20 protein-coding genes and 2 pseudogenes are annotated in these 24,501 nt (G+C 72.3%); 13 read left to right on the forward strand and 9 right to left on the reverse strand.

Features of this window, described 5'->3' with window-relative positions:
• Positions 1 to 122: 122 nt before the first annotated feature.
• A complete protein-coding gene (locus ACIQMV_RS12645) occupies positions 123 to 1,040 on the reverse strand; it encodes a LysR family transcriptional regulator (protein WP_402592642.1) in 918 nt (305 codons plus the stop codon).
• 96 nt (positions 1,041 to 1,136) lie between these two features.
• Here ACIQMV_RS12645 and ACIQMV_RS12650 point away from each other — a divergent pair, with 96 nt between their 5' ends.
• Positions 1,137 to 2,099: an EamA family transporter gene (locus tag ACIQMV_RS12650; RefSeq protein ID WP_402592643.1), complete on the forward strand. Its 963-nt coding sequence runs from the start codon at positions 1,137 to 1,139 to the stop codon at positions 2,097 to 2,099.
• Positions 2,100 to 2,166: 67 nt separating this feature from the next.
• Here the strand turns inward: ACIQMV_RS12650 and ACIQMV_RS12655 are convergent, their stop codons facing one another.
• The 3 genes from ACIQMV_RS12655 to ACIQMV_RS12665 form a co-directional block, all read right to left on the reverse strand.
• Positions 2,167 to 2,967 carry a sugar phosphate isomerase/epimerase family protein gene (locus ACIQMV_RS12655; protein WP_402592906.1) on the reverse strand — a complete coding sequence of 267 codons (801 nt, stop codon included), beginning with the start codon at positions 2,965 to 2,967 and terminating at the stop codon, positions 2,167 to 2,169.
• Positions 2,968 to 2,978: 11 nt separating this feature from the next.
• Positions 2,979 to 3,932: a GNAT family N-acetyltransferase gene (locus ACIQMV_RS12660; RefSeq protein ID WP_402592644.1), complete on the reverse strand. Its 954-nt coding sequence runs from the start codon at positions 3,930 to 3,932 to the stop codon at positions 2,979 to 2,981.
• 143 nt (positions 3,933 to 4,075) lie between these two features.
• Positions 4,076 to 5,125 (reverse strand): LacI family DNA-binding transcriptional regulator, encoded by a 1,050-nt coding sequence (locus tag ACIQMV_RS12665; RefSeq protein ID WP_384172715.1) that lies wholly within the window; start codon positions 5,123 to 5,125, stop codon positions 4,076 to 4,078.
• 288 nt (positions 5,126 to 5,413) lie between these two features.
• On the opposite strand from ACIQMV_RS12665, the gene ACIQMV_RS12670 reads away from it, so the two are divergent.
• Genes ACIQMV_RS12670 through ACIQMV_RS12685 form a run of 4 tightly spaced genes read left to right on the forward strand, consistent with a single transcriptional unit; the run spans position 5,414 to position 9,123 of the window.
• The gene (locus ACIQMV_RS12670; protein WP_172632960.1) at positions 5,414 to 6,565 is read left to right on the forward strand and encodes a Gfo/Idh/MocA family protein; all 1,152 of its coding nucleotides are present in this window, start codon (positions 5,414 to 5,416) and stop codon (positions 6,563 to 6,565) included.
• Positions 6,562 to 7,713: a dihydrodipicolinate synthase family protein gene (locus ACIQMV_RS12675; protein ID WP_402592645.1), complete on the forward strand. Its 1,152-nt coding sequence runs from the start codon at positions 6,562 to 6,564 to the stop codon at positions 7,711 to 7,713. Before ACIQMV_RS12670 ends, ACIQMV_RS12675 begins: the two co-directional genes overlap by 4 nt.
• Entirely contained in the window at positions 7,710 to 8,546 is an 837-nt protein-coding gene (locus tag ACIQMV_RS12680; protein WP_402592646.1) for a sugar phosphate isomerase/epimerase family protein, read from the forward strand. Before ACIQMV_RS12675 ends, ACIQMV_RS12680 begins: the two co-directional genes overlap by 4 nt.
• 4 nt (positions 8,547 to 8,550) lie before the next feature.
• A complete protein-coding gene (locus ACIQMV_RS12685; RefSeq protein ID WP_402592647.1) occupies positions 8,551 to 9,123 on the forward strand; it encodes a hypothetical protein in 573 nt (190 codons plus the stop codon).
• Between the two features lie 43 nt (positions 9,124 to 9,166).
• On the opposite strand, the gene ACIQMV_RS12690 is transcribed toward ACIQMV_RS12685, so the two are convergent.
• Positions 9,167 to 10,069 carry a ribokinase gene (locus tag ACIQMV_RS12690; protein WP_402592648.1) on the reverse strand — a complete coding sequence of 301 codons (903 nt, stop codon included), beginning with the start codon at positions 10,067 to 10,069 and terminating at the stop codon, positions 9,167 to 9,169.
• An 87-nt stretch (positions 10,070 to 10,156) separates the two neighbouring features.
• Positions 10,157 to 11,263: a LacI family DNA-binding transcriptional regulator gene (locus ACIQMV_RS12695; RefSeq protein WP_402592649.1), complete on the reverse strand. Its 1,107-nt coding sequence runs from the start codon at positions 11,261 to 11,263 to the stop codon at positions 10,157 to 10,159.
• Between the two features lie 198 nt (positions 11,264 to 11,461).
• On the opposite strand from ACIQMV_RS12695, the gene ACIQMV_RS12700 reads away from it, so the two are divergent.
• From ACIQMV_RS12700 to ACIQMV_RS12710, 3 genes are all read left to right on the forward strand, one after another.
• On the forward strand, positions 11,462 to 11,674 hold the full coding sequence (locus ACIQMV_RS12700; protein ID WP_141360710.1) for a DUF4287 domain-containing protein: 213 nt from the start codon (positions 11,462 to 11,464) through the stop codon (positions 11,672 to 11,674).
• Positions 11,675 to 11,779: 105 nt separating this feature from the next.
• Positions 11,780 to 14,041 (forward strand): ATP-dependent RecD-like DNA helicase, encoded by a 2,262-nt coding sequence (locus tag ACIQMV_RS12705; RefSeq protein ID WP_402592650.1) that lies wholly within the window; start codon positions 11,780 to 11,782, stop codon positions 14,039 to 14,041.
• 253 nt (positions 14,042 to 14,294) lie between these two features.
• Positions 14,295 to 15,584: a citrate synthase gene (locus tag ACIQMV_RS12710; RefSeq protein ID WP_141360714.1), complete on the forward strand. Its 1,290-nt coding sequence runs from the start codon at positions 14,295 to 14,297 to the stop codon at positions 15,582 to 15,584.
• A 684-nt stretch (positions 15,585 to 16,268) separates the two neighbouring features.
• Here the strand turns inward: ACIQMV_RS12710 and ACIQMV_RS12715 are convergent.
• On the reverse strand, positions 16,269 to 18,554 hold the full coding sequence (locus tag ACIQMV_RS12715; protein ID WP_402592651.1) for a heavy metal translocating P-type ATPase: 2,286 nt from the start codon (positions 18,552 to 18,554) through the stop codon (positions 16,269 to 16,271).
• 44 nt (positions 18,555 to 18,598) lie between these two features.
• A complete protein-coding gene (locus ACIQMV_RS12720; protein WP_141366633.1) occupies positions 18,599 to 18,838 on the reverse strand; it encodes a heavy-metal-associated domain-containing protein in 240 nt (79 codons plus the stop codon).
• 226 nt (positions 18,839 to 19,064) lie between these two features.
• Here ACIQMV_RS12720 and ACIQMV_RS12725 point away from each other — a divergent pair, with 226 nt between their 5' ends.
• Positions 19,065 to 20,108: a zinc-dependent alcohol dehydrogenase family protein gene (locus ACIQMV_RS12725; protein WP_402592652.1), complete on the forward strand. Its 1,044-nt coding sequence runs from the start codon at positions 19,065 to 19,067 to the stop codon at positions 20,106 to 20,108.
• A gap of 69 nt (positions 20,109 to 20,177) precedes the next feature.
• On the opposite strand, the gene ACIQMV_RS12730 is transcribed toward ACIQMV_RS12725, so the two are convergent.
• The gene (locus tag ACIQMV_RS12730) at positions 20,178 to 20,378 is read right to left on the reverse strand and encodes an AlpA family transcriptional regulator (protein ID WP_141360721.1); all 201 of its coding nucleotides are present in this window, start codon (positions 20,376 to 20,378) and stop codon (positions 20,178 to 20,180) included.
• A 500-nt stretch (positions 20,379 to 20,878) separates the two neighbouring features.
• On the opposite strand from ACIQMV_RS12730, the pseudogene ACIQMV_RS12735 reads away from it, so the two are divergent.
• From ACIQMV_RS12735 to ACIQMV_RS12750, 4 genes and pseudogenes are all read left to right on the forward strand, one after another.
• Positions 20,879 to 20,995: pseudogene (locus tag ACIQMV_RS12735) on the forward strand (5-deoxy-glucuronate isomerase); the annotation flags it as partial.
• A 44-nt stretch (positions 20,996 to 21,039) separates the two neighbouring features.
• Positions 21,040 to 21,234 (forward strand): annotated as a pseudogene (locus ACIQMV_RS12740) (3D-(3,5/4)-trihydroxycyclohexane-1,2-dione acylhydrolase (decyclizing)); the annotation flags it as partial.
• A 14-nt stretch (positions 21,235 to 21,248) separates the two neighbouring features.
• Positions 21,249 to 22,751: a CoA-acylating methylmalonate-semialdehyde dehydrogenase gene (gene mmsA, locus ACIQMV_RS12745; RefSeq protein WP_402592653.1), complete on the forward strand. Its 1,503-nt coding sequence runs from the start codon at positions 21,249 to 21,251 to the stop codon at positions 22,749 to 22,751.
• A gap of 320 nt (positions 22,752 to 23,071) precedes the next feature.
• A complete protein-coding gene (locus tag ACIQMV_RS12750) occupies positions 23,072 to 24,490 on the forward strand; it encodes an APC family permease (protein WP_402592654.1) in 1,419 nt (472 codons plus the stop codon).
• Positions 24,491 to 24,501: the final 11 nt, after the last annotated feature.

A 24,501-nucleotide genomic window follows, 5' to 3' on the forward strand; every position in this document is an offset into this window, starting at 1 on the left:
CGAGGCCGACACCGCACCGCGCGGACTCCTCCGGCAGCCCACCGGTTGGACGGGCGGGAGCGGGGCCGGGTTCCCGGCCGGGCCCGGATTCGCGCAGGTCGGTGCGGGTGTGGCGGCGGGGCTCAGCGGGGCGTGTGGGCGGACACCTCGGGCCAGTGCTCCCGCAGGGTGCGCACCGTCTCCGCGATGGCCGGCCGGCGTGCGGCGCCCGTGCGCCACAGCGCGTACAACCGCCGTACGGGCATGGGGTCCAGCGGCACCTCCACGACCCCCTCGGGCAGCGGGCCCCGGCCCAGGCGCGGGATCAGCGCGACGCCCAGGCCCGCGGCGACCAGGGCGACCAGGGTCGGGTTCTCGTCGGCCTGGTGGACCACGTCCGGCTCGTGCCCCGCGGCGCGCAGGGTACGCAGCAGCCAGTCGCTGCACACCCGGCCCGGCGGCTGGCAGATCCACCGCTCGCCGCCCAGCTCCTCGCGCCGTACCCCCGTCCGCCCCGCGAACGGATGCCCGGCCGGCACCAGCAGGTCGCACAAGTCGTCCCCGATGACCGCCTGTTCCACTCCGGACGGCGCGGGCAGCGGGGCGATGTCCCAGTCGTGCGCGACGGCCAGGTCGACGGCGCCCTTGGCGACCAGGTCCACCGACAGATGCGGGTCGACCTCGCTGAGCCGGGCGTCCAGGGCCGGGTGCCGGCGGGCCAGGTCCGCGAGGACGCGGGGCATGAGCCCGCGCGCCGCCGAGGCGAACGCCGCCACCAGCAGCCGCCCGGCGGGGACCCCTCGCCGCTCCTCCAGCTCGGTCTCGGCCCGCTCCACGATCGCCAGCAACTCCCCAGCCGTGGTGACCAGTTGCTGTGCCTCGTCGGTGAGCCGCACCCCGCGCCCCTCGCGTTCGAGGAGTACGGTCCTGGTCTCCCGCTCCAGCTTGGCGATCTGCTGCGACACCGCCGACGAGGTGTACCCGAGCGCGGCGGCGGCCGCCCCGACGGTGCCGTGCACGGAGACGGCGTGCAGGGCACGCAGGCGCTGGAGATCGAGCACGGTTCCTCCGACGGGCCGAATGATTAGCGGTGCTTCACCCAATGGTGCAGCAATCATCGCTGGTGCTTCATGGTCCGTGGAAGTGATCCTCGGTACATGCGACCTTCCCATGTCCTGCTCGCCGTCCTCGTCGCCGCCGTCTGGGGGGTGAACTTCACCGTCATCGAGGTCGGCCTCGGCCACTTCCCGCCCCTGCTCTTCTCGGCCCTGCGCTTCCTGGCGGCCGCGCTCCCCGCCGTCTTCCTGGTGGGCCGGCCGAAGGTGGCGTGGAAATGGATCGTGGCGGTGGGACTGGTGCTCGGCGTCGCCAAGTTCGGGCTGCTGTTCGTCGGGATGGACGCCGGGATGCCCGCCGGGCTCTCCTCCCTGGTGCTCCAGATCCAGGCGGTGTTCACGGCCCTGTTCGCCTTCCTGGTGCTGGGCGAACGGCCCTCGGGCGTACGGGTGCTGGGCATGGGCGTTGCGCTCGGCGGCATCGGCGTCGCGGCCGTGGACGAGGGCACCGCGGGCCCCCTCGGCGCCTTCGTGCTCGTCGTCGCCGCGGCCGTCTGCTGGGGCGTCTCCAACGTCCTGACCCGCAAGGCCGCCTCACCGGACGCGCTGAACTTCATGGTCTGGGTGAGCACGGTCCCGGTCCTGCCACTGCTCGGCCTGTCGATGCTGCTGGAAGGCCCCTCCCGGGACCTGGCCGCGCTGCGCGCCCTGGACTGGCAGGGCGTGGGCACGGTCCTCTACGTCGCCTGGATCACCACGGTCTTCGGCTTCGGCGCCTGGGGCTGGCTGCTGCGCCGCCACCCGGCCTCCACGGTCGCGCCGTTCTCGCTGCTGGTCCCGGTCTTCGGCATGTCCTCGGCGGCGCTCTTCCTCGGTGAATCGGTGAGCCCCCTGCGCTGGTGCGCGGCGGCGCTGCTGGTCGGCGGGGTGGCGCTGACGTCGCTCGCACCGAGCCGCCGCCGCGAGCAGCCGCCGGCCCCGGCCCCGGCCCCGGCCCCGGCCCCGGAGGCCATCGTCCACGCCGAAGGCCCCGCGCCGTCGCACCCCGCAGGGCAGCCGCGGTGAGGCGACTTCGCGGGGCAGCCGCGGTGAGGCCGGCGGTGCCACCGGTGGCCGTCCGGCCCGGCCGAGGTCAGGCCGACTCGGTCAGCAGCCGGGCCAGATGCTCCCGCCCCGGACCGAGCAGGTCCGGCAACGGTGCCGCCGCCTCGTACCAGCGCTTCTCGTACTCCCAGCACAGCCAGCCGTCCCAGCCGTGGCGGGTGAGGACCTCCACGCACTCGGCGAGCGGCAGGGCGCCCGCGCCCAGGGGGAGGGGCGTCGTGTCGTCGGCCGAGGCGATGTCCTTGACCTGGACGTAGCCGAGGTACGGGGAGAGGGCGGCGAAGGTCTCCGGTGGCTGCTCGCCGCCCAGCCAGGTGTGCATCACGTCCCACAGGGCGCCGATCCAGCGGTGGCCGACCGGGCCGAGGACACGCAGGACGTCCGCGCCCGTGCGGTGCGAGTCGTGGGTCTCCAGCAGGACGCGGACGCCCAGGTCGGCGGCGTGTCCGGCGACGGCCGCCAGCCGCCGGGCGGCGACGGCGTCGCCCTCCGGGGCCGGCCGCCGCGGATCCGCGCCGGGAAACACCCGTACGAAGGAAGCGCCCAAGTCCCCGGCGAGTTCCAGGAGTTCGCGGATCTCACGGACCACGGCCGCGTCGTCGCCGGGCGCGGCGACCCGCGGGTACCCGGCGAGCCCCAGGATCTCGACCCCGCCCGCCTCGAACTCGGCGGCCACCTCGGCCCGTTCGGCGGCCCCGAGCCCGGGGTGCACCGGCTCCTCGGGATGGGCGCGCAGTTCGACACCGTGGTAGCCCTGCGCGGCGGCGAGCCGGACCACGTCCGGTACGGGCAGACCGGGCACACCCAGAGTGGAGAAGGCGAACTTCATGGGCACGGACCCTACTCCCTCTTCTCGTCTCGTCCTGCGCCCGGTTCGCCCAGATTCAGCCGCCAGTCCTGGCCCACCAGGTCCTTGCCGAAGGAGTGGTGCGGCTGCTCGGCGACCAGGGCGAAGCCGTGGCGCTGGTAGATGCGTCGGGCGCCGCCGAGCACGTCGTTGGTCCACAGCACCAGGTCCCGGTAGCCGGCCCCGCGCGCGAAGTCGACCACCGCACGCACCAGCCGGTCGCCGATGCCCAGTCCGCGCGCCTCGGGTCCGACGAGCAGCAGCCGCAGCCGGCCGGTGGCCGGAGCCTCGTCCCGTACGCACATCACGCACCCCACCGGCCGCCCGTCGAGCTCGGCGATCCACACCCGCTCCAGGGCCGGGTCGTGGTCCTCGGCGAAGCCGGCGACGATCCTCGCCACCAGGCCCTCGTAGTCGGCGTTCCAGCCGTACTCGGCGGCGTACACCGCGCCGTTGCGCTGCACGATCCAGCCCAGGTCGCCGGGTCCGGGCCCGCGCAGCACGACGTCCTCCGGCCGCGGCGCCCGCCCCTCCGACAGGATCTCCCGTACGGTGCGCATCGCGTCGGCCAGCCGCGGCCGGTCCGCCGGCGGTAGGCAGAGCAGCAGCCGGCCGACGGACTCCCGCGCCCGCTCCTCCAGCAGGCCGGCGGCGTCCCTGCCCCGCGGGGTGAGAGTGACGCTCCGGCGCCGGGGATCACGCTCGGACGGCCCGCGCTCGACCAGCCCCTCCCGCTCGAACTTGTTGAGGATCCGGCTCAGGTACCCGGCGTCCAGCGAGAGTTCGGCCCGCAGGTCGGCCGCGTCGGTCCGGGGCGCGTGCGCGAGCTCGTAGAGCACCCGGGACTCGGTGAGCGTGTAGGGGGCGTAGAGGTGGCGGCCGTAGTCGAGGGCGCCGATGGCGTTGGTGTAGAAGCGGTTGAACGCGCGGATGTCCTGGACGGTCATGTAGGGCCCCGTGGGTGAGGGGGTGGGAGACGGGCGCGGTTCCGCCGCCGGCCCGGACAGCACGGATACTTGACCCAGTCAGAGGAACCGCTCACCCCGAGGCTATCCCCGCGACGACCACCCGTCCACGACTCGCGCCCGCCTCACGCCCCCCGCGGTGCCCCCGTGGACCCCCGCACCATCAGCTCACCCGGGACGGTCGCGACCCCTCCGGACGGCGGCTCCTCGCGGCCCATCGCGATGCGGCCCGCGCGCGCCCCCGCTTCCGCGAGCGGGAGCCGGACCGTAGTGAGGGCGGGGACCGTGTCAACGCTGAAGGGCAGGTCGTCGAAGCCCGCCACCGAGACGTCCTGGGGGATGCGCAGACCGGACTCGCGCAGCGCGGCGCAGGCACCCAGGGCGACGGAGTCGTTCGCGGCGACGACCGCCGTGAGGGACGGGTCGCGGCGCAGCAGCTCCAGGGTGCCCTCGTGGCCGGAGGAGCGGTCGTACCGGCCGTGGACCGTACGGCCGGGGTCGTCCTCGATGCCCGCCGCCGCCAGCGCCTCCCGGTGGCCCTCCAGCCGGTGGCGGGTGGTCGTCCGCTCCTCGGGGCCCGCGATGTAGCCGAGTCGCCGGTGGCCCAGGGCGATCAGATGCTCCGTCAACCGCCGTCCGCCGCCCCGGTTGTCGAAGGCCAGCGCGATCGCCTGGGTGCCGGGCGCCGGCGGCCGCCCGCACAGCACCACGCGCGTCCCGGCGTCGGCCAGCTTGCGCAGCTTCGCCGAGACCGCCGCCGCGTGCGGCTCGTCCTCCACGGCCCCGCCGGTGAGCACCACCGCCGCCGCCCGCTGCCGTTGCAGCAGGGTCAGGTAGGTCAGCTCGCGGTCCGGTGAGCCGCCCGTGTTGCAGACCACCGCGAGCCGCTCCCCACCGGCCCGGCCGCCGGGGCCGCCGATCTCCGACTGGATGGCGCTCGCCATGATCCCGAAGAAGGGGTCGGCGATGTCGTTCACCAGGATGCCGACCAGGTCGGAGGTCGCGGCGGCCAGCGCGCTCGCGGGGCCGTTGAGCACGTAGTCCAGCTCGTCGACCGCCTTCAGCACCCGCTCCCGGGTGGAGGCGGCGACCGGGTAGTTGCCGTTCAGCACGCGCGACACCGTCGCGGGAGAGACCTGTGCGCGGGCCGCCACGTCCGCCAGGGTCACCGTCATCTCGTCGTCCTCCGGTCGCGCATCTCGTCGTCGTACGTGCCGTGCTCAGCCGGTACGTGCCACCTGCGGTCCGCCGCGGGGATGCGGCCGCTCAGGGTGTCGAGCAGACCTTACGGCCACCCGCCCCGCCCGTTCTCCCCCTCGAACGACCACGTCCTGGACGCGCTCTTGTCCGGACCGCTGTCCAGAGGCTAGCTTCTCTGTGTATAGAAAGCGCTTGCTGCAACGCTCACCAGTGCGACCACCGGGGGCGTACGCGGCGCGTGGACCGCGTACGAAGGGACTGACGTGACACGCAAGACGGTGCGGATCGCCATGAACGGCGTGACCGGTCGCATGGGGTACCGCCAGCATCTGGTCCGCTCGATCCTCGCCCTGCGCGAGCAGGGCGGACTCGACCTCGGCGACGGCACCGTGCTGTGGCCGGAACCGGTCCTGGTCGGCCGGCGCGAGCACGCCCTGCGGGCGCTCGCCGAGAAGCACGGCCTGGAACACGTCTCGACCGACCTGGACGCGGTCCTCGCCGACCCGGCGGTCGACATCTACTTCGACGCGCAGGTCACCTCGGCCCGCGAGGAGGCGATCAAGAGGGCGATCGCCGCCGGAAAGCACGTCTACACCGAGAAGCCCACCGCCACCGGCCTGGAGGGCGCCCTGGAGCTCGCCCGGCTCGCCCGCGAGGCCGGCGTCAAGCACGGCGTCGTCCAGGACAAGATCTTCCTGCCCGGACTGCTCAAGCTGAAGCGGCTGATCGACGGCGGCTTCTTCGGCCGGATCCTGTCCGTGCGCGGCGAGTTCGGCTACTGGGTCTTCGAGGGCGACTGGCAGGACGCCCAGCGCCCGTCCTGGAACTACCGTGCCGAGGACGGCGGCGGCATCGTCGTCGACATGTTCCCGCACTGGGAGTACGTGCTGCACGAGCTGTTCGGCCGGGTCACCTCCGTGCAGGCCCTCACCGCCACCCACATCCCCCAGCGCTGGGACGAGAACGGCAAGCCCTACGAGGCCACCGCCGACGACGCCGCCTACGGCGTCTTCGAGCTCGACGGCGGCGCGATCGCCCAGATCAACTCCTCCTGGGCGGTCCGCGTCAACCGCGACGAACTCGTCGAGTTCCAGGTGGACGGCACCGAGGGGTCGGCCGTCGCCGGCCTGCGCAACTGCCGCGTCCAGCACCGCTCCGCCACCCCCAAGCCGGTCTGGAACCCCGACATCCCCGCCACCGAGGCCTTCCGCGACCAGTGGCAGGAGGTGCCCGACAACCAGGACTTCGACAACGGCTTCAAGGCCCAGTGGGAGCTGTTCCTCAAGCACGTCTACGCGGACGCCCCCTACCACTGGGACCTGCTCGCCGGCGCCCGCGGCGTCCAGCTCGCCGAGCTGGGCCTGAAGTCCTCGGCCGAGGGCCGCCGCCTCGACGTACCGGAGATCCAGCTGTGACCGTCCGACTGCCCGGCGCGGGCGGGACGCTGCGGACCTACGAGCCCCGCACCGAGCCGCTCGCCCCCGCCCCGGGCACGCCCTTCACCTCCCGCACGGTCTTCTCGGCGGCGCACGTCGTCGCCGACCCGTTCGCGGATGTGTCGCCCGACTCGCCCGCCGCCGTCGACTGGGACGCCACCCTCGCCTTCCGCCGCCATCTGTGGGCCCACGGGCTCGGCGTCGCCGAGGCCATGGACACCGCGCAGCGCGGCATGGGCCTGGACTGGGCGGGCGCGGCCGAGCTGATCCGCCGGTCCGCGGCCGAGGCCCGCGGCGTCGGCGGGCGGATCGCCTGCGGCGTCGGCACCGACCAGCTCACCGGCGGCTCGCTCGCACGGATCCGGGCCGCGTACGAGGAGCAGCTCGCCGTCGTGGAGGAGGCGGGCGCCCAGGCGATCCTGATGGCCTCGCGCGCCCTGGCGGCCACGGCCGAGAGCCCGGAGGACTACCTGGAGGTCTACGGCCACCTGCTCCGCCAGGCCGCCGACCCGGTGATCCTGCACTGGCTCGGCCCCATGTTCGACCCGGCCCTGGAGGGCTACTGGGGCTCGGCCGACCTGGACGCGGCCACCGACACCTTCCTCGAGGTCATCGCCGCCCACCCCGACAAGGTCGACGGAGTGAAGATCTCGCTGCTGGACGCCCAGCGGGAGATCGACCTGCGCCGCCGCCTGCCGCAGGGCGTGCGCTGCTACACCGGCGACGACTTCAACTACCCGGAGCTGATCGCCGGCGACGAGCAGGGCTTCAGCCACGCGCTGCTCGGCATCTTCGACCCGCTCGGACCGCTGGCGGCCGAGGCGGTACGGGTTCTGGACACCGGGGACGTCAAGGGCTTCCGCGGCCTGCTCGACCCCACGGTCGAACTGTCCCGGCACCTCTTCCAGGCCCCCACCCGCTTCTACAAGACCGGCGTGGTGTTCCTGGCCTGGCTCGCCGGGCACCAGACGCACTTCACGATGGTCGGCGGCCTCCAGTCGGCCCGCTCCCTGCCGCACCTCGCCCGTGCCTACGAACTCGCCGACGGACTCGGCCTGTTCCCGGATCCGAAGCTCGCCGAGGAGCGGATGAAGAACCTGCTGTCGCTGTACGGGGTGAACCAATGAGCACGGGCCTGGAACGCTTCTCGATCAACCAGATGACGGTCAAGCAGCTGTCACTGCCGGAACTGGTGGACAACTGCCTGGAGTTGGGTGTGCCGGGCGTGGGCCTGTGGCGCGAACCGGTGCGGGCGTACGGGGTGGAGGCCGCCGCCAAGCTCGTACGGGACGCGGGCCTCACCGTCACCACCCTGTGCCGGGGCGGCTTCCTCACGGCGATCGACCCGGTCGAGCGGGCCGAGGCGCTGGGCGACAACCACGCGGCGATCGACGAGGCCGCGGCGCTCGGCACGGACACGCTGGTGCTGGTCTCCGGCGGACTGCCCGCCGGGAGCAAGGACCTGCGCGGGGCCCGTGAGCGCATCGCGGACGCCCTCGCCGTCCTCGGCCCGTACGCGGCCGAGCGCGGTGTCCGCCTGGCCATCGAGCCGCTGCACCCCATGTACGCCGCCGACCGCTGCGTGGTCTCCACCCTCGCCCAGGCGCTCGACCTCGCCGAGCGTTTCCCCGCCGACCAGGTCGGCGTCACCGTCGACACGTACCACATCTGGTGGGACGACACCGCTCCGGAGCAGATCGCGCGGGCGGGCACGGGCGGCCGCATCCACACCTTCCAGCTCGCCGACTGGACCACTCCGCTGCCCGAGGGCGTGCTCAACGGCCGCGGCCAGATCGGCGACGGCTCGATCGACATGCGGGAGTGGAAGCGGTACGTGGAGGCGGCCGGCTACACCGGCGCCATCGAAGTCGAGCTGTTCAACGATGAGTTGTGGGCCCGGGACGGACGGGAGGTACTGGCGGAGACGGCGGACCGGTTCGTGGCGCACGTGATCCAATGACCGTATGACGGAGAAGGACAGGAGCACGTCCCTGGGGCCGTTGGAACTGACCGACGGCCGCTGGGTGGTGGGGGACCCCAGTGGGCCGAAGGGCTACTGGGTCGAACTCCGCGCGGACGGGCTGTACCAGCACGAGCCGGACTCGGAGGGACAGCTGATCCCGTGGCCCAGGGTCATGCTGGGGATGCTCTTCACCCTGGGCGCCAAGTACCCGGCGAGGGGAAACTACTCCCCGATGGGAATGCTCGGCGGCCTGCCGGGACCCTGGAGGGGGCGGGGCAGCGGTTATCTGCACATGACGCTGCGACACCCCTACGAGGACTGGGTGGCCCGCTTCGACCGGCACCCGCGCTTCTACGGTGGCACCGAACTCGTTCTGTTTGAAGAACTGCTGAGACAGACCGTCCAGGCAGGCGAGGCGCACCTGTTCGGCGACCCGGCCTGGCTGGGCTCCGTGACCGGACAACTGGCCCTCCAGCGGCCCTGGTCGGCCCGCGCGATACGGGAGGCGGTGGCAGAGGCTCGGCAGGTCAGGCGGCGGCCGCGAGACGAAGAGGGAAGCCCCGGGAGCTCCTGACCACTGAGGACGCCGACCGGCTTGTTCCAAGGAAGGGGAGCAGTCAAAGGGCGTCGACCGCCGCCGCCGTGGGATAGGCCTCCTGTGCGCCCCTCCGGGTGACGGCGATCGCGCCGACCCGGGCCGCGTAGGCCGTCGCTTCCTCGAGGGTCGCGCCCGCGCCCAGCCGCCAGGCCAGCGCCGCGGTGAACGCGTCGCCCGCGCCGGTGGTGTCCACGGCGTCCACCTTCACCGACGGGACCCGGGCGACCCCGTCGGCGGACGCCACCAGCGCGCCCTCGCCGCCCAGGGTGATCACCACCGAGCGCGGGCCCAGGGCGAGCAGGTCCCGCGCCCAGCCCTCGGGGGTGTCGCCCGCCTCACTGCCGTCCAGGATCACCTGCGCCTCGTGCTCGTTCACGATCAGCGGGTCGCAGGCCGTCAGGAGCTCTGGCGGCAGGGGACGCGGCGGCGAGGGGTTCAGTACGAAACGGCTTCCCGGCGCCAGGTTCCGCACGACCTCCACGACCGTCTCCAGCGGGATCTCCAGCTGTGTCGAGATCACCCGGGAGGCCCGCAGGAGGGCGCCGGCCGCGCGGACGTCGTCGGGGGTGAGCCGGCCGTTGGCGCCCGGCGCGACCACGATGCTGTTGTCCCCGGACGGGTCCACCGTGATCAGCGCGACCCCGGTCGGCGCGCCGCCGACCAGCACGCCCACCGTGTCGACCCCGGCCGCGCGCTGGGAGTCGAGCAGCAGCCGGCCGTGGTCGTCGTCGCCGACCCGGGCCAGCAGGGCCGTGCGGGCCCCGAGCCGGGCGGCGGCCACCGCCTGGTTGGCGCCCTTGCCGCCCGGGTGGACGGCCAGGTCGGAGCCGAGCACCGTCTCCCCTGCCGCGGGCCGCCGCTCGACACGGGTCACCAGGTCGGCGTTGGCCGACCCGACGACCAGAAGGTCGTATTCGTACATGAGTGCTGCCTCCTCGCAGAGGGTGGTTCAGTGGTTCAGGGGGGTCGGCAGGTCAGCCGGTGAACCCGGCGGGCCTCGTCGGCGCGCTCACCGCGCCGATGACGACCTGCTGCCGGAGGACGGACAGCGGCAGCCACGGGCGGAGTCCTGTATGGCGGGGGTCCGTACGGCCGAGTCCTGTACGGCGGAGTCCAGCGCGGCGGCCGCCTCGCCGCACGAGCGGCGTACGACCAGCCGGGCGGGGAGCGTGACGGACCGCGCGGGCCGGCCCTCGATGCGGTCGACCAGGGCGCGTACGGCGGCCCGCCCCAGCTCGTCCGTGGGCTGGGCGATCGCGGTGATCGGCGGGTCGGTGTGCGGGAACCACGGGATGTCGTCGAACGCGGCCAGCGCGATGTCGTCGGGCACCCGCAGCCCACGCGCCCGGATGGCGTCCAACGCGCCGAGTGCCATCAGGTTGTCGGCGGCGAAGACGACCTCGGGAGGCACCGGCAGGTCCAGGAGGCGCTCGGTGACCCGCCGGCCGCTGCCGGCCTGGAAGTCGCCCTGGCCCGTGTACGCGTCCGGGAGAGGGATGCCGTAGGCGGCCAGCGCCTCGCGGAAGGCCTCCACGCGCTCGCGGCCGGTGGTGGTGGCCGCGGGCCCCGCGATGATCGCCAGCCGCCGGTGCCCGAGCCCGTGCAGGTGCGCGACGAGGTCCCGTACAGCCGCCCGGCCGTCCGCCCGGACCACGGGCACGTCCACGCCCTTGATCCACCGGTCCACGAACACCATCGGCGTGCCCGCGCGCGCCGCGTCCAGCATCAGCGGGGAGCCGCCGTCGGTGGGGGAGACCAGGAGGCCGTCGATACGCCGCTCGAGCAGGGTCCGTACGTGGTGGTCCTGGAGGTCGGGCCGCTCGTCGGCGTTCCCGATGATCACGCTGTAGCCGAGCGCGCGGGCCTCCTCCTCGACGGAGCGGGCCAGCTCGGTGAAGTACGGGTTGAGCACGTCGCTGATGACCAGGCCCAGGGTGCGGGTCTGGTCGGTGCGCAGGGACCGGGCGACGGCGTTCGGGCGGTAGCCGAGGGCCTCGACGGCGGCCAGCACGCGTGCGCGCGCGTCGGCGCTGACCGACGGGTGCTGGTTCAGGACGCGCGAGACCGTGGCGACGGACACGCCTGCCGCGGCGGCGACGTCCTTGATGCTCGCCATCGCCGTTCCACCTCCTCGTGGAATCGATTACACACTCGATTGGAAACGATTACACACGCGGCCGCAAGGGCCCGTTGCCGGATCGTTGCCCTGTGGGGCCCGGAAGTGGCGTGAAATCGCTCCCCGGCCGAGCGATGAGTCCACCCCCCGGCGTCAGTCATCACCCACGACAACGTCCGTCACAGGAAGGAATCCGCCATGACCGCCGCCGCCAAGGGCCCCGCGAGCTACTTCCCCTCCATCGAGAAGAAGTACGGCCGGCCGATCGCCGAGTGGAAGGGCCTCATCCGCTCCTCGCCGCTGACCAAGCACATGGAACTGGTCGACTGGCTCAAGTCCGAGCACGGCCTGGGGCACGGCCACGCGAACGCCCTGGTGGCCCACACCCTCGCCGAGGGCAGGGCCGGGTGAGCGGCGGGCTCCGCCGCCGGTCCGGGCGGCGGCCCCGTCGGCGCGGAGCAGGACCGCCCCGGCACGCCCGGCGGGGCTGTCACAGCCCGGCGGTACCGTCGGGTCATGACCACGGAGGCGAGTCGGAGCGGGCAGGCCGGTGCCGGCGAGCGGCGTCCGGCCGTGCTGGAGGGCGTGCTCGAGCGGATCACGTACGCCAACGAGGAGAACGGCTACACGGTGGCCCGCGTCGACACCGGGCGGGGCGCCGGTGATCTCCTCACGGTCGTCGGCGCGCTGCTCGGCGCCCAGGTCGGCGAGTCGCTGCGGATGGAGGGCCGCTGGGGCTCCCACCCGCAGTACGGCAAGCAGTTCCAGGTGGACAACTACACGACCCTGCTCCCGGCCACCGTCCAGGGCATCCGCCGCTATCTCGGCTCCGGCCTGGTCAAGGGCATCGGACCGGTCTTCGCCGACCGCATCACCCAGCACTTCGGCCTGGACACCCTGAAGGTCATCGAGGAGGAGCCCAAGCGCCTGATCGAGGTGCCCGGCCTCGGCCCCAAGCGGACCAGGAAGATCGCCGACGCCTGGGAGGAGCAGAAGGCGATCAAGGAGGTCATGCTCTTCCTCCAGACCGTCGAGGTCTCCACCTCGATCGCGGTGCGCATCTACAAGAAGTACGGCGACGCGTCGATCTCGGTGGTGAAGAACCAGCCGTACCGGCTGGCCGCCGACGTCTGGGGCATCGGCTTCCTGACCGCCGACAAGATCGCGCAGTCCGTCGGCATCCCGCACGACAGCCCGGAGCGGGTCAAGGCGGGCCTCCAGTACGCGCTGTCGCAGTCCACCGACCAGGGCCACTGCTTCCTGCCCGAGGAGCGGCTGATCACGGACGCGGTCAAGCTCCTCCAGGTGGACACCGGGCTCGTCATCGAGTGCCTCGCCGCACTGGCCGAGCCCCCCGAGGACGACGCCGACCCCGGCGTCGTACGGGAGAAGGTGCCCGGCCCGGACGGCGGTGAGGCGGTGACGGCGATCTACCTCGTGCCCTTCCACCGGGCAGAGCTGTCCCTGTCCGCCCAGCTGCTGCGCCTGCTGCGCGCCGACGCCGACCGGATGCCCGCCTTCCGGGACGTCGCCTGGGACAAGGCGCTGACCTGGCTGAAGGGCCGTACGGGGGCCGACCTCGCCCCCGAGCAGGAGGCGGCGGTCAGGCTGGCGCTGACCGAGAAGGTGGCCGTGCTGACCGGCGGCCCCGGCTGCGGCAAGTCCTTCACGGTGCGCTCGATCGTGGAGCTGGCGCGGGCCAGGAAGGCCAAGGTGGTGCTGGCCGCGCCCACCGGCCGGGCCGCCAAGCGCCTCTCGGAGCTCACCGGAGCCGAGGCCTCCACCGTGCACCGCCTGCTGGAGCTCAAGCCCGGCGGGGACGCGGCCTACGACCGGGACCGCCCGCTGGACGCCGACCTGGTGGTCGTGGACGAGGCGTCCATGCTGGACCTGCTGCTGGCCAACAAGCTGGTCAAGGCCGTGCCCCCGGGCGCGCACCTGCTGTTCGTCGGGGACGTGGACCAACTCCCCAGCGTGGGCGCCGGCGAGGTGCTGCGCGACCTGCTGGCCGACGGCAGCCCGGTGCCCGCCGTCCGCCTCACGCGCGTCTTCCGCCAGGCCCAGCAGTCGGGTGTGGTGACCAACGCGCACCGGATCAACGCCGGGCAGCACCCGCTGACCGACGGCATGAAGGACTTCTTCCTCTTCGTGGAGGACGACACCGAGGAGGCCGGCCGGCTCACCGTGGACGTGGCGGCGCGCCGGATCCCGGCCCGGTTCGGGCTCGACCCGCGCCGGGACGTGCAGGTGCTCGCGCCCATGCACCGGGGCCCGGCGGGCGCCGGCACGCTGAACGGCCTGCTCCAGCAGGCGGTCACCCCGGGCCGGCCCGACCTGCCGGAGAAGCGGTTCGGCGGCCGGGTCTTCCGCGTCGGAGACAAGGTCACCCAGATTCGCAACAATTACGAGAAGGGGAAGAACGGCGTCTTCAACGGCACCGTGGGCGTGGTCACCTCGCTCGACCCGGTCGACCAGCGCCTGACGGTGCTGACGGACGAGGACGAGGAGGTGCCGTACGAGTTCGACGAACTGGACGAACTGGCACACGCGTACGCGGTGACCATCCACCGCTCGCAGGGCAGCGAGTATCCGGCCGTGGTGATCCCGGTCACCACCGGCGCGTGGATGATGCTCCAGCGCAACCTGCTCTACACGGCGGTGACCAGGGCCAAGAAGCTGGTCGTCCTCGTCGGCTCGCGCAGGGCGATCGGCCAGGCGGTGCGCACGGTGTCGGCGGGGCGGCGCTGCACGGCGCTGGACTTCCGCCTCGGCGGCTGAAAACCGCCGTCCGGCGGGCCGGAAGCCGCTGTCTGACACCACGTCACAAAAAATGATCGATCAAATGAGTCGTAAAGGTCACACAGCACTTCCCGTGGCCGGAGCGAGGGGGCAGGATGAACAGGTTGACGGCACTGAGTGCCGTCAATGGGCCCAACGGTCGACCCCGAGTGCACTCTCCTGAGCCAAATGGGGGATGGTAGAGACAGTCAGGGCACCTCGAAGATGAGGCACTACGTCGGTGAGGGAAGACGTGAGCGACAACTCTGTAGTTCTGCGGTACGACGGCGGCGAGTACACCTACCCGGTGGTCGACAGCACCGTCGGCGACAAGGGCTTCGACATCGGGAAGCTGCGCGCCCAGACCGGTCTCGTGACCTTGGACAGCGGATACGGCAACACGGCCGCCTACAAATCCGCCATCACCTATCTCGACGGTGAGCAGGGCATCCTCCGGTACCGCGGCTACCCGATCGAGCAGCTGGCCGAGCGCTCCACCTTCCTGGAGGTGGCCTACCTGCTGATCAACGGTGAGCTGCCGACCGTCGACGAGCTCTCCTCGTTCAAGAACGAGGTCACGCAGCACACCCTGCTGCACGAGGACGTCAAGAACTTCTACACGGGCTTCCCGCGCGACGCCCACCCGATGGCGATGCTGTCGTCGGTCGTCTCGGCGCTGTCGACCTTCTACCAGGACAGCCACAACCCGTTCGACGAGAAGCAGCGCAACCTCTCCACGATCCGCCTGCTCGCCAAGCTCCCGACGATCGCGGCGTACGCGTACAAGAAGTCGATCGGTCACCCGTTCGTCTACCCGCGCAACGACCTCGGTTACGTCGAGAACTTCCTGCGCATGACCTTCTCGGTGCCCGCGCAGGAGTTCGAGCCGGACCCGGTCGTGGCCGCCGCGCTGGACAAGCTGCTGATCCTGCACGCCGACCACGAGCAGAACTGCTCGACCTCGACGGTCCGCCTGGTCGGCTCCTCGCAGGCCAACATGTTCGCGTCGATCTCGGCCGGCATCAGCGCCCTCTGGGGCCCGCTGCACGGCGGCGCCAACCAGTCCGTCCTGGAGATGCTCGAGGGTATCCGCGACTCGGGCAACGACGTCGACACCTTCATCCGCAAGGTGAAGAACAAGGAGGACGGCGTCCGCCTGATGGGCTTCGGCCACCGGGTCTACAAGAACTTCGACCCCCGCGCCAAGATCATCAAGGCCGCCGCGCACGACGTGCTCTCCGCGCTGGGCAAGGAGGACGAGCTCCTCGACATCGCCCTGAAGCTGGAGGAGCACGCCCTGTCCGACGACTACTTCGTCGAGCGCAAGCTCTACCCGAACGTCGACTTCTACACCGGCCTGATCTACCGGGCCATGGGCTTCCCGACCGAGATGTTCACGGTCCTGTTCGCCCTCGGCCGGCTGCCGGGCTGGATCGCCCAGTGGCACGAGATGATCAAGGAGCCGGGCTCCCGCATCGGCCGCCCGCGCCAGATCTACACGGGCGTGGTCGAGCGCGACTTCGTCCCGGTCGAGGAGCGCTGAGCCTCCCGGCGGCGCCACCGGCCCCGTAGCGTCACCGGCCCCGTATCCCGCGCGCGTGCGCGGGTGCGGGGCCTCGTGCTGTGCGGAGCGCCCCGGAGGCGTACCGGTACGGGAACGGACCACAGAGGAAACACGGCCCGGAAGGAGACCGCGGAAGCAAGGCTGCGAAAGAAGCGGAAGGCGCCCCGGCACGCCGGTCCCCCCACGGGCCGACGACCAGGGCGCCTTCCCATGTCCCGGTGCGGATTCCCCCCACGGGATCCGGCCGGGCGTTCAAGGACCAGCGCCTGAATCGCTGTGAGCACAACGAGCAGAACTCGTCGCACCTGGTGCTTGTGCGGTCTGCCGGGACGCGCACGCGCGGGAGGGCCGCTCAAAGCTCCCCGGTGTACGTGCCCCGGCAACGCACCTCTGAGGAAGTCCCCCAAGACATCCCCAGATGCCGGTCAGCGCCCCCCAAGACGCTGCCCGACATCGCCAACTTAGACCTTCGAACCCCTTCGATGGTTACGTTCACATCACTGTGATCTGCGTCTCTTGCATATGTCCGTTAGGTACGCAAGAGCCCAAGTATGGCGACAGGAACCCAAGCGTAAGGATGATGCGCGAGCCTTGTGAAGAGCTTATGTGAGGCGCGCGTTGGACTCTAGAGGGACTCTTACTTCGGTCTCGACTGCTTTTCATTCAGCGGAACGTGCGCAGCCGCAGACTGTTCGTCACCACGAACACCGACGAGAACGCCATCGCCGCTCCCGCGATCATCGGGTTGAGCAGTCCGGCGGCGGCCAGCGGCAGCGCGGCCACGTTGTAGCCGAAGGCCCACACGAGGTTGCCCTTGATGGTGGCCAGCGTCCTCCGGGACAGGCGGATGGCGTCCGCGGCCGCCCGGAGGTCCCCGCGCACCAGGGTCAGATCGCCCGCCTCGATGGCGGCGTCCGTCCCGGTTCCCATGGCCAGACCCAGGTCGGCGGTGGCGAGCGCGGCGGCGTCGTTGACCCCGTCGCCGACCATCGCCACCGTGCGCCCCTCGGCCCGCAGCCGCCTGACGGCCTCGACCTTCTCCTCGGGCAGCACCTCGGCGACCACGTCCTGCGGGTCGATTCCGACGGTCCGTGCCACGGCCTCGGCGACGGCACGGTTGTCGCCGGTCAGGAGGACCGGCCGCAGTCCCAGCGCGCGCAACTGCGCGACCGCCCGCGCGCTGGTCTCCTTGACCGCGTCCGCGACGGCGATGACACCGCGTGCCGCCCCGTCCCAGCCGACGACGACCGCCGTACGGCCCTCGCTCTCCGCCGCGCGCCGGGCACGGGCCACCTCCTCCGGCAGCTCGGCGGTGAGCTCGACGAGTCGTCCCACGGCCACGTCGTGGCCCTCCACGCGTCCGCGTACGCCGCGTCCGGGCACGTTCTCGAAGTGCTCGACCGAGGGCAGCGGTCCCACCCGTTCCTCGGCGCCGGCGGCCACGGCCCGCGCGATCGGGTGCTCGGAGGCGTGCTCCAGGGCGCCCGCGAGGCGCAGCAGCTGCTTCTCGTCGGTGCCCTCGGCGGCGTACACCTCCTGCAGGGTCATCCGGCCCGTGGTGACCGTTCCGGTCTTGTCCAGGACGACGGTGTCTACGCGGCGGGTGGACTCCAGCACCTCGGGACCCTTGATGAGGATGCCGAGCTGGGCACCCCGGCCGGTGCCGACCATCAGCGCGGTCGGCGTGGCCAGGCCCAGCGCGCACGGGCAGGCGATGATCAGCACCGCGACGGCCGCGGTGAACGCGGCGGTCACCTCACCGGTGGCGAACAGCCAGGCGAGCAGGGTGCCGACGGCGATGAGCAGGACGACCGGCACGAAGACCGCCGATATGCGGTCGGCCAGCCGCTGCACCTCGGCCTTGCCGCTCTGCGCGTCCTCGACGAGCTGCGCCATCCGCGCGAGCTGCGTGTCCGCGCCGATCCGGGTGGCCTCGACGACCAGCCGGCCGCCCGCGTTGACCGTGGCGCCGGTGACCGTGTCGCCGGGACCGACGTCGACGGGCACCGACTCGCCGGTGAGCATGGAGGCGTCGACCGCCGAGCTGCCCTCGACGACCGTGCCGTCGGTGGCGATCTTCTCACCGGGCCGCACGACGAACCGGTCCCCGACCGCCAGTGCGGTCACCGGGATCCTCGTCTCCACTCCGCCCCGCAGTACGGAGACGTCCTTCGCGCCCAGTTCCAGCAGCGCCCGCAGCGCCGCGCCCGCCCGCCGCTTGGAGCGGGCCTCCAGACAGCGGCCGAGCAGGATGAACGCGACGACCCCGGCGGCGACCTCCAGGTAGATCGTGGAGGCCGCGTCCACCCGGGAGACGGTGAGGCGGAACTCGTGGCGCATGCCCGGCATGCCCGCGTCGCCCAGGAACAGCGCCCACAGCGACCAGCCGAACGCGGCCAGGGTGCCGATCGAGACGAGGGTGTCCATGGTGGCCGCGCCGTGCCGGGCGTTGGTCAGGGCCGCCCGGTGGAACGGCAGCCCGCCCCAGACGACGACCGGCGCGGCGAGGGTGAGCGAGAGCCACTGCCAGTACGTGAACTGAAGGGCCGGGATCATCGCGAGCAGCACGACGGGGGCGGCGAGGAGCGCGGAGACGACCAGGCGTCCGCGCAGGGAGGCCGCTTCGGGATCCCGGGGCGCCCGCTCCGCGTCCGGCCGGGACTCCGCGTCCGCCGCCGGTTCGGGTGCCGGCGGCGGGGGCTCCTCCGCCGTGTAACCGGTCTTGACCACGGTGGCGATCAGATCGGCGACCGATACCCCGGTGGGGCAGGAGACCCTGGCCTTCTCCGTGGCGAAGTTGACCGTCGCGGTGACGCCGTCCATGCGGTTGAGCTTCTTCTCGACGCGGGCCGCGCAGGAGGCGCAGGTCATTCCCCCGATGAGCAGCTCGACCTCGGCGGCGCCCGGCCGGTCGGCCGTGGGCGTCTGCGGGGCGGCGTGGGTGTTCATCCTCGGAACTCCAGACGACGTACGGGCGGGTGGAGCGGCCCTCGTCAGGCCTCGCCGACGAGTTCGAAGCCGGCCTCGTCCACGGCGGCGCGCACCGCCTCCGTCTCCAGCGGGGAGGCGGAGACCACGGTGACCTCGCCGGTGGAGGCGACGGCCTTCACCGAGCTGACGCCGGGCAGTTCGGAGATCTCGGCGGACACGGAACCCTCGCAGTGTCCGCAGCTCATCCCGCTCACCTTGTAGACGGTGGTGACGGTGTCCGGGGTGCCGGTCTGGGCGGTCATGTCGTTCTCCTCGTCGTGGTGGGTGGGGCACAGGGGGCCACGGTGGCCCGCCATTTCTCAGACTATACCCCTAGGGGGTATGGATCCAAGGAACCGCGGCCGATGACCGAAGCCGGGTCGGGGCGGACCACCCGCCAGGCCGCCCGTGCCCGGGTTGTGCCCGCGTACTACGGTTTCGCCGGCGGCGGTGGGCCGCGGTGAACCGGACGGAAGGCGAGGCGGCGGGATGCGGGCTGTGGTGTTCGAGCGGTACGGGGAGCGGGCCGAGGTGCGCGAGGTGGCCGACCCGAGGCCCGCGGAGCACGGGGTCGTGGTGCGCGTCGAGGCGACCGGCCTGTGCCGCAGCGACTGGCACGGCTGGCAGGGCCACGACCCCGACGTCGCGCTGCCGCACGTGCCGGGGCACGAACTCGCCGGGACCGTCGAGGAGGTGGGCCCCCGGGTGACCCGCTGGCGGCCCGGCGACCGGGTGACCGTCCCCTTCGTCTGCGCCTGCGGCACCTGCCCCGCCTGCGCGGCCGGCGACCAGCAGGTGTGCGAGCGGCAGACCCAGCCGGGCTTCACGCACTGGGGCTCCTTCGCCCAGTACGTGGCGCTCGACCACGCCGACGTGAACCTGGTCGCCGTCCCCGAGGGCCTGTCCTTCGCCACGGCGGCCTCGCTCGGCTGCCGGTTCGCCACGGCGTACCGCGCGGTGGTCCAGCAGGGCCGGGCCGCCGCCGGCGACTGGGTCGCCGTGCACGGCTGCGGGGGCGTGGGCCTGTCGGCGGTGATGATCGCGGCGGCCGCGGGGGCGAGGGTGGTCGCGGTGGACGTGTCCGCCCGGGCCCTGGACCTGGCGCGAAGGTTCGGCGCCGCGCAGTGCGTGGACGCGTCCGACGGCGAGGACACGGCGGAGCGGGTGCGCGAGCTGACCGGTGGCGGCGCCCATCTCTCGCTCGACGCGCTCGGCTCACCCGCCACCTGCGCGGCCTCGGTGAACGGCCTGCGCCGCCGGGGCCGTCACGTCCAGGTCGGTCTGCTGCCCTCCACGACGGGCACCACCCCGGTGCCCATGGCGCGCGCGATCGCCCTGGAACTCGAACTCCTGGGCAGCCACGGCATGGCCGCGCACGCCTATCCGGAGATGCTGGAGCTGGTACGGGCCGGTGTGCTGCGCCCCGACCTGCTGGTGACGTCGGCCATCCCGCTGGCGGCCGTCCCGGACGCGCTCGCGGCGATGGGCACGGCACCGGGATCCGGGGTCACGGTCATCGAGCCGTGGAGCTGACATGACGGTGCCCCACCTCGCGTGGGGCACCGTCGGTCGAGGGGGCCGGGCCCGCGGCCCGGCGGCGTTTCAGTCGGCTCTGCGGCCGCGGTTGCCGGGCCGGGCGGCGACCCAGGCGCGGACGGTGTCGGCGTACCAGTAGGGCCTGCCGCTCTCCACGTGGTCGGGTGGCGGCAGCAGGCCGTGCTTGCGGTAGGACCGCACGGTGTCCGGCTGCACCCGGATGTGCGCCGCGATCTCCTTGTACGACCAGAGCCTTCGGTCGGTCATGACGTGCACCTCCCCGCGCGCACCACGGCGGCGGCCGGAGAGGCCGTCGGGGGAGCCGGGCGCCGCGCTGGCGATCTCCAAGCCTGTGATCGGTGAACGACCCGGAGTGCGCACCGGCAAGCGGCTGTCGGCCGGGTGTGACCGGGGGGCCGCGTACCCGCGACATGCGTGACACGGCGGAGGTTTTTGTGACAGAGCTGAAGCAAGAGACCTACCTGCCCGGGGGTTTACGCGACCGGATGGCGGACCCTGTCGTCCGTATGTCCGGACAAACCATTGACAGGGGTCCGTGCCCGGCACTAGAACCGGGGGAACCGGGGGAGTCGAGGCGAAGGGAAGCCGAGGGCAGCCGATGGCGTGCGACCTGATCACCGCGGGGCCGTACTCGCCGGCGCGCCCGGGACGGCCCGTCCGGCCAGGAGTTTCCCCACCCGGGCGGCGAGGCACGCCGGGTGCAGACCCGCACGCGCCCCGTGGCGCCCGGGCACGGTACGCCTCCGGCACAGAACGCCTCCGGCGCGGGACGCCGCTTCGCCCTGGCAGGAGCGAAGTGCGAGCGTCGACTCCCCGCCCGCTACGGCCCCGCGCCGGAGGTCCCGACAACCCGCCGCGGGGCGGCGGCCGCCCGCACTCCGCCGGACCGCGGAATCCGCATGCCGTCCTCAGCGGGGCGCGTGCGGCGGACACTCCCACATGTGTCTACGTGGAGACGGAAACCGCAGACACAGTGTCGGGCGCGTCCTGGGCGCGTGCCTGGTGGGATGTACCTGTGGCCGGGACCGCGACGCGCCCGTCGCCGGTCACGGCACACGAGCTCAACGAACGGCACGTTTCGACCCGTCGCCGCCATCTGTGAAGGAGTAACCGGGCATGACGAAGATCGTCAACCACTGGATCGGCGGGAAGACCGTCGAAGGCGCCTCGGGGACGTACGGGCCGGTCACGGACCCGGCGACCGGCGAGGTCACCACGAAGGTCGCGTTCGCCTCCGTGGAGGAGGTGGACGCCGCGGTCGCCGCCGCCAAGGACGCGTACCTGACCTGGGGCCAGTCCTCGCTGGCCCAGCGGACCTCGATCCTGTTCAAGTTCCGCGCGCTGTTGGACGCGCACCGCGACGAGATCGCCGAGCTGATCACCGCCGAGCACGGCAAGGTGCACTCCGACGCGCTCGGCGAGGTCGCGCGCGGCCTGGAGATCGTCGACCTGGCCTGCGGCATCAACGTCCAGCTCAAGGGCGAGCTGTCCACCCAGGTCGCCACCCGCGTCGACGTGGCCTCGATCCGGCAGCCGCTCGGCGTGGTCGCCGGCATCACGCCGTTCAACTTCCCGGCGATGGTCCCGATGTGGATGTTCCCCATCGCCATCGCGTGCGGCAACACCTTCGTGCTGAAGCCGAGCGAGAAGGACCCGTCGGCGTCCCTGAAGATCGCCGAGCTGCTGGCCGAGGCCGGGCTGCCCGACGGCGTCTTCAACGTCCTCCACGGCGACAAGGTGGCCGTGGACCGCCTCCTGGAGCACCCCGACGTCAAGGCGGTCTCCTTCGTCGGCTCCACCCCGATCGCGCGCTACATCCACACCACCGCCTCCGCGAACGGCAAGCGCGTGCAGGCCCTCGGCGGCGCCAAGAACCACATGCTGGTGCTGCCGGACGCCGACCTGGACGCGGCCGCCGACGCCGCCGTCTCGGCCGCGTACGGCTCGGCGGGCGAGCGCTGCATGGCCATCTCGGCCGTCGTCGCGGTCGGCGCGATCGGCGACGAGCTGGTGGAGAAGATCCGCGAGCGCGCCGAGAAGATCAAGATCGGTCCGGGCAGCGACCCGTCCTCCGAGATGGGCCCGCTGATCACCAAGGCGCACCGCGACAAGGTGGCCTCGTACGTGGAGAACGCCGCGGGCGAGGGCGCCGAGGTCGTCCTGGACGGCACCGGCTACACGGTCGAGGGCTTCGAGAACGGCCACTGGGTCGGCATCTCGCTGCTGGACAGGGTGTCGACCAGCGCCAAGGCCTACCAGGACGAGATCTTCGGCCCGGTGCTGTGCGTGCTGCGCGTGGACAGCTACGACGAGGGCGTGGCGCTCATCAACGCCTCGCCGTTCGGCAACGGCACCGCGATCTTCACCCGCGACGGCGGCGCCGCCCGCCGCTTCCAGCTGGAGATCGAGGCCGGCATGGTCGGCGTCAACGTGCCGATCCCGGTGCCGGTGGGCTACCACTCCTTCGGTGGCTGGAAGGACTCGCTCTTCGGCGACCACCACATCTACGGCAACGACGGCACGCACTTCTACACGCGCGGCAAGGTCGTCACCACCCGCTGGCCGGACCCGTCCGAGGCTCCGGCGGGCGTGGACCTCGGGTTCCCGCGCAACCACTGACCCCCGACCCCCGACCGTCGCCGCAGGCGATGACGAGGCCGTCCGCTATGCGGACGGCCTCATCTTTTTTCGGGTGCGCGCTACGGTTCCCGTACGCCCGTTAGGGCCCGAACAATGGGACCGTTCGACGAGTGAATCAGTTGTAGATCGCCGTTCCGCCGCGAATTCCGTAGGTTAACGGCCATTGACTCAGCGGTTTTCGTTGATGTTCGATATCCGGGCCGGGAGCGGACGAGAGTGCTTACGACCGCGAACCGCCGGAGGCGATAGCGCGCTCCCCGGCCCCCTCACCTGTTGCACAAGTCGATCGGAACCGCTGCATGACCGACATGCTCCGCTCTGTCGAGAACGCCGTCCCCGAAGTGGCCGGCAGTCCCACAGAGGCGACGGACAGCCCCACCAAGCTCAAGCGCTCCATCGGGGTCGTCGGCGGCACCCTCCTCACCCTCTCGTGCGTGACCCCCGCCTCCACGCTGTTCGTGGTCGTGCCCGACCTCCTCGGCACGCTCGGCACCGCCACCGCCCTCACCATCGCCATCGGCTCCCTGCTGTGCATCGCCGTGGCGTTCTGCTACTCGGAGCTGGGCACCCTCATCCCCAGCGCGGGCGGCGAGTACGCCATGGTCTCGACCATGGCCGGGCGGCTGGCGGGCTGGCTGGTCTTCGTGCTGTCCCTGCTCGTCGTCATGATCGTCCCGCCGGTGATCGCGATGGGCACCGCGGACTACCTGGCGCCGATCGTGCACCTCGACCCGGCCTGGACCGGCGCCGGGGTGATGCTGCTGGCCACCCTCGCCGGTCTGCTGGACCTGCGTGCCAACGCCTGGATCACCGGCATCTTCCTGGTCCTGGAGGTCATCGCGGCGGGCGTGGTCGCGCTGCTGGGCTTCGCGCACAGCCACCGGGGCGTCGGCAGCCTGGTCTCCATGCAGGTGGCCGGGGCGGACGGGCACACGGACGCCGTGACGGCCATGCTCGTCATCTCCGGGCTCGCCATCGCGCTCTTCGCCACCCAGGGCTTCTCCACCGCCGTCTACCTCTCCGAGGAGCTGGAGAACCCGCGCCGCAACGTCGCCCGCACGGTGCTCGCCACCCTCGCCATCTCCTCCGTGATCATCCTTGTGCCGGTCGTCGCCATCACCATGGGCGCCTCGGACATCAAGGAGCTGACCGACGGCAACCTGAGCTCGATGGTGATCGCCTGGTCCAACTCCGCGGTCGGCACCTTCGTCAGCCTCTGCGTGGCCCTGGCGATCATCAACGCCGGCATCGTCATGGTCATCCAGAACTCCCGTGTGCTGTTCGCCTCCGCCCGCGACAAGGCCTGGCCCTCGGCGGTGAACAACGTCTTCTCCCGGCTCGGCCGCTTCGGCTCCCCCTGGGTCGCCACCCTCGCGGTCGGTGTCCCCGGCGCGCTGCTGTGCTTCGTCAACCTGGACACCCTGTACGGCGTCACGGGCGTCTCGGTGACCGGCATGTACCTGCTCGTCGCGGTCGCCGCGCTGCTGTCCCGCCGCGGCTCCCACAAGCACACGGCCGCCTGGCGGATGCCGCTGTGGCCGGCCGTGCCCGTGCTGCTCATCGCGTTCCTCGCCTACATCCTCAGCCGGCAGGAGATCATCTACCTGCTGTGGACCGGCGGCATCATGGCGGTCGCCACCCTCTACTGGGCCTTCTACCTCCGCCCTCGCCGCGACACCCGCTGGCTGGTGTCGATCCCGGAGGACACCCAGCCGTAAGACGACGGGCC

The organism is Streptomyces sp. NPDC091412 (genome assembly GCF_044756885.1).
Lineage (GTDB): Bacteria > Actinomycetota > Actinomycetes > Streptomycetales > Streptomycetaceae > Streptomyces.

Coding starts and splice junctions, on each gene's coding strand:
- ACIQMV_RS12650 (WP_402592643.1), top strand. CDS start 1,137: ATGCGACCTTCCCATGTCCTGCTCGCCGTCCTCGTCGCCGCCGTCTGG.
- ACIQMV_RS12655 (WP_402592906.1), bottom strand. CDS start 2,967: ATGAAGTTCGCCTTCTCCACTCTGGGTGTGCCCGGTCTGCCCGTACCG.
- ACIQMV_RS12660 (WP_402592644.1), bottom strand. CDS start 3,932: ATGACCGTCCAGGACATCCGCGCGTTCAACCGCTTCTACACCAACGCC.
- ACIQMV_RS12665 (WP_384172715.1), bottom strand. CDS start 5,125: ATGACGGTGACCCTGGCGGACGTGGCGGCCCGCGCACAGGTCTCTCCC.
- ACIQMV_RS12680 (WP_402592646.1), top strand. CDS start 7,710: ATGAGCACGGGCCTGGAACGCTTCTCGATCAACCAGATGACGGTCAAG.
- ACIQMV_RS12685 (WP_402592647.1), top strand. CDS start 8,551: ATGACGGAGAAGGACAGGAGCACGTCCCTGGGGCCGTTGGAACTGACC.
- ACIQMV_RS12690 (WP_402592648.1), bottom strand. CDS start 10,069: ATGTACGAATACGACCTTCTGGTCGTCGGGTCGGCCAACGCCGACCTG.
- ACIQMV_RS12695 (WP_402592649.1), bottom strand. CDS start 11,263: ATGGCGAGCATCAAGGACGTCGCCGCCGCGGCAGGCGTGTCCGTCGCC.
- ACIQMV_RS12700 (WP_141360710.1), top strand. CDS start 11,462: ATGACCGCCGCCGCCAAGGGCCCCGCGAGCTACTTCCCCTCCATCGAG.
- ACIQMV_RS12705 (WP_402592650.1), top strand. CDS start 11,780: ATGACCACGGAGGCGAGTCGGAGCGGGCAGGCCGGTGCCGGCGAGCGG.
- ACIQMV_RS12715 (WP_402592651.1), bottom strand. CDS start 18,554: ATGAACACCCACGCCGCCCCGCAGACGCCCACGGCCGACCGGCCGGGC.
- ACIQMV_RS12720 (WP_141366633.1), bottom strand. CDS start 18,838: ATGACCGCCCAGACCGGCACCCCGGACACCGTCACCACCGTCTACAAG.
- ACIQMV_RS12725 (WP_402592652.1), top strand. CDS start 19,065: ATGCGGGCTGTGGTGTTCGAGCGGTACGGGGAGCGGGCCGAGGTGCGC.
- ACIQMV_RS12730 (WP_141360721.1), bottom strand. CDS start 20,378: ATGACCGACCGAAGGCTCTGGTCGTACAAGGAGATCGCGGCGCACATC.
- mmsA (WP_402592653.1), top strand. CDS start 21,249: ATGACGAAGATCGTCAACCACTGGATCGGCGGGAAGACCGTCGAAGGC.
- ACIQMV_RS12750 (WP_402592654.1), top strand. CDS start 23,072: ATGACCGACATGCTCCGCTCTGTCGAGAACGCCGTCCCCGAAGTGGCC.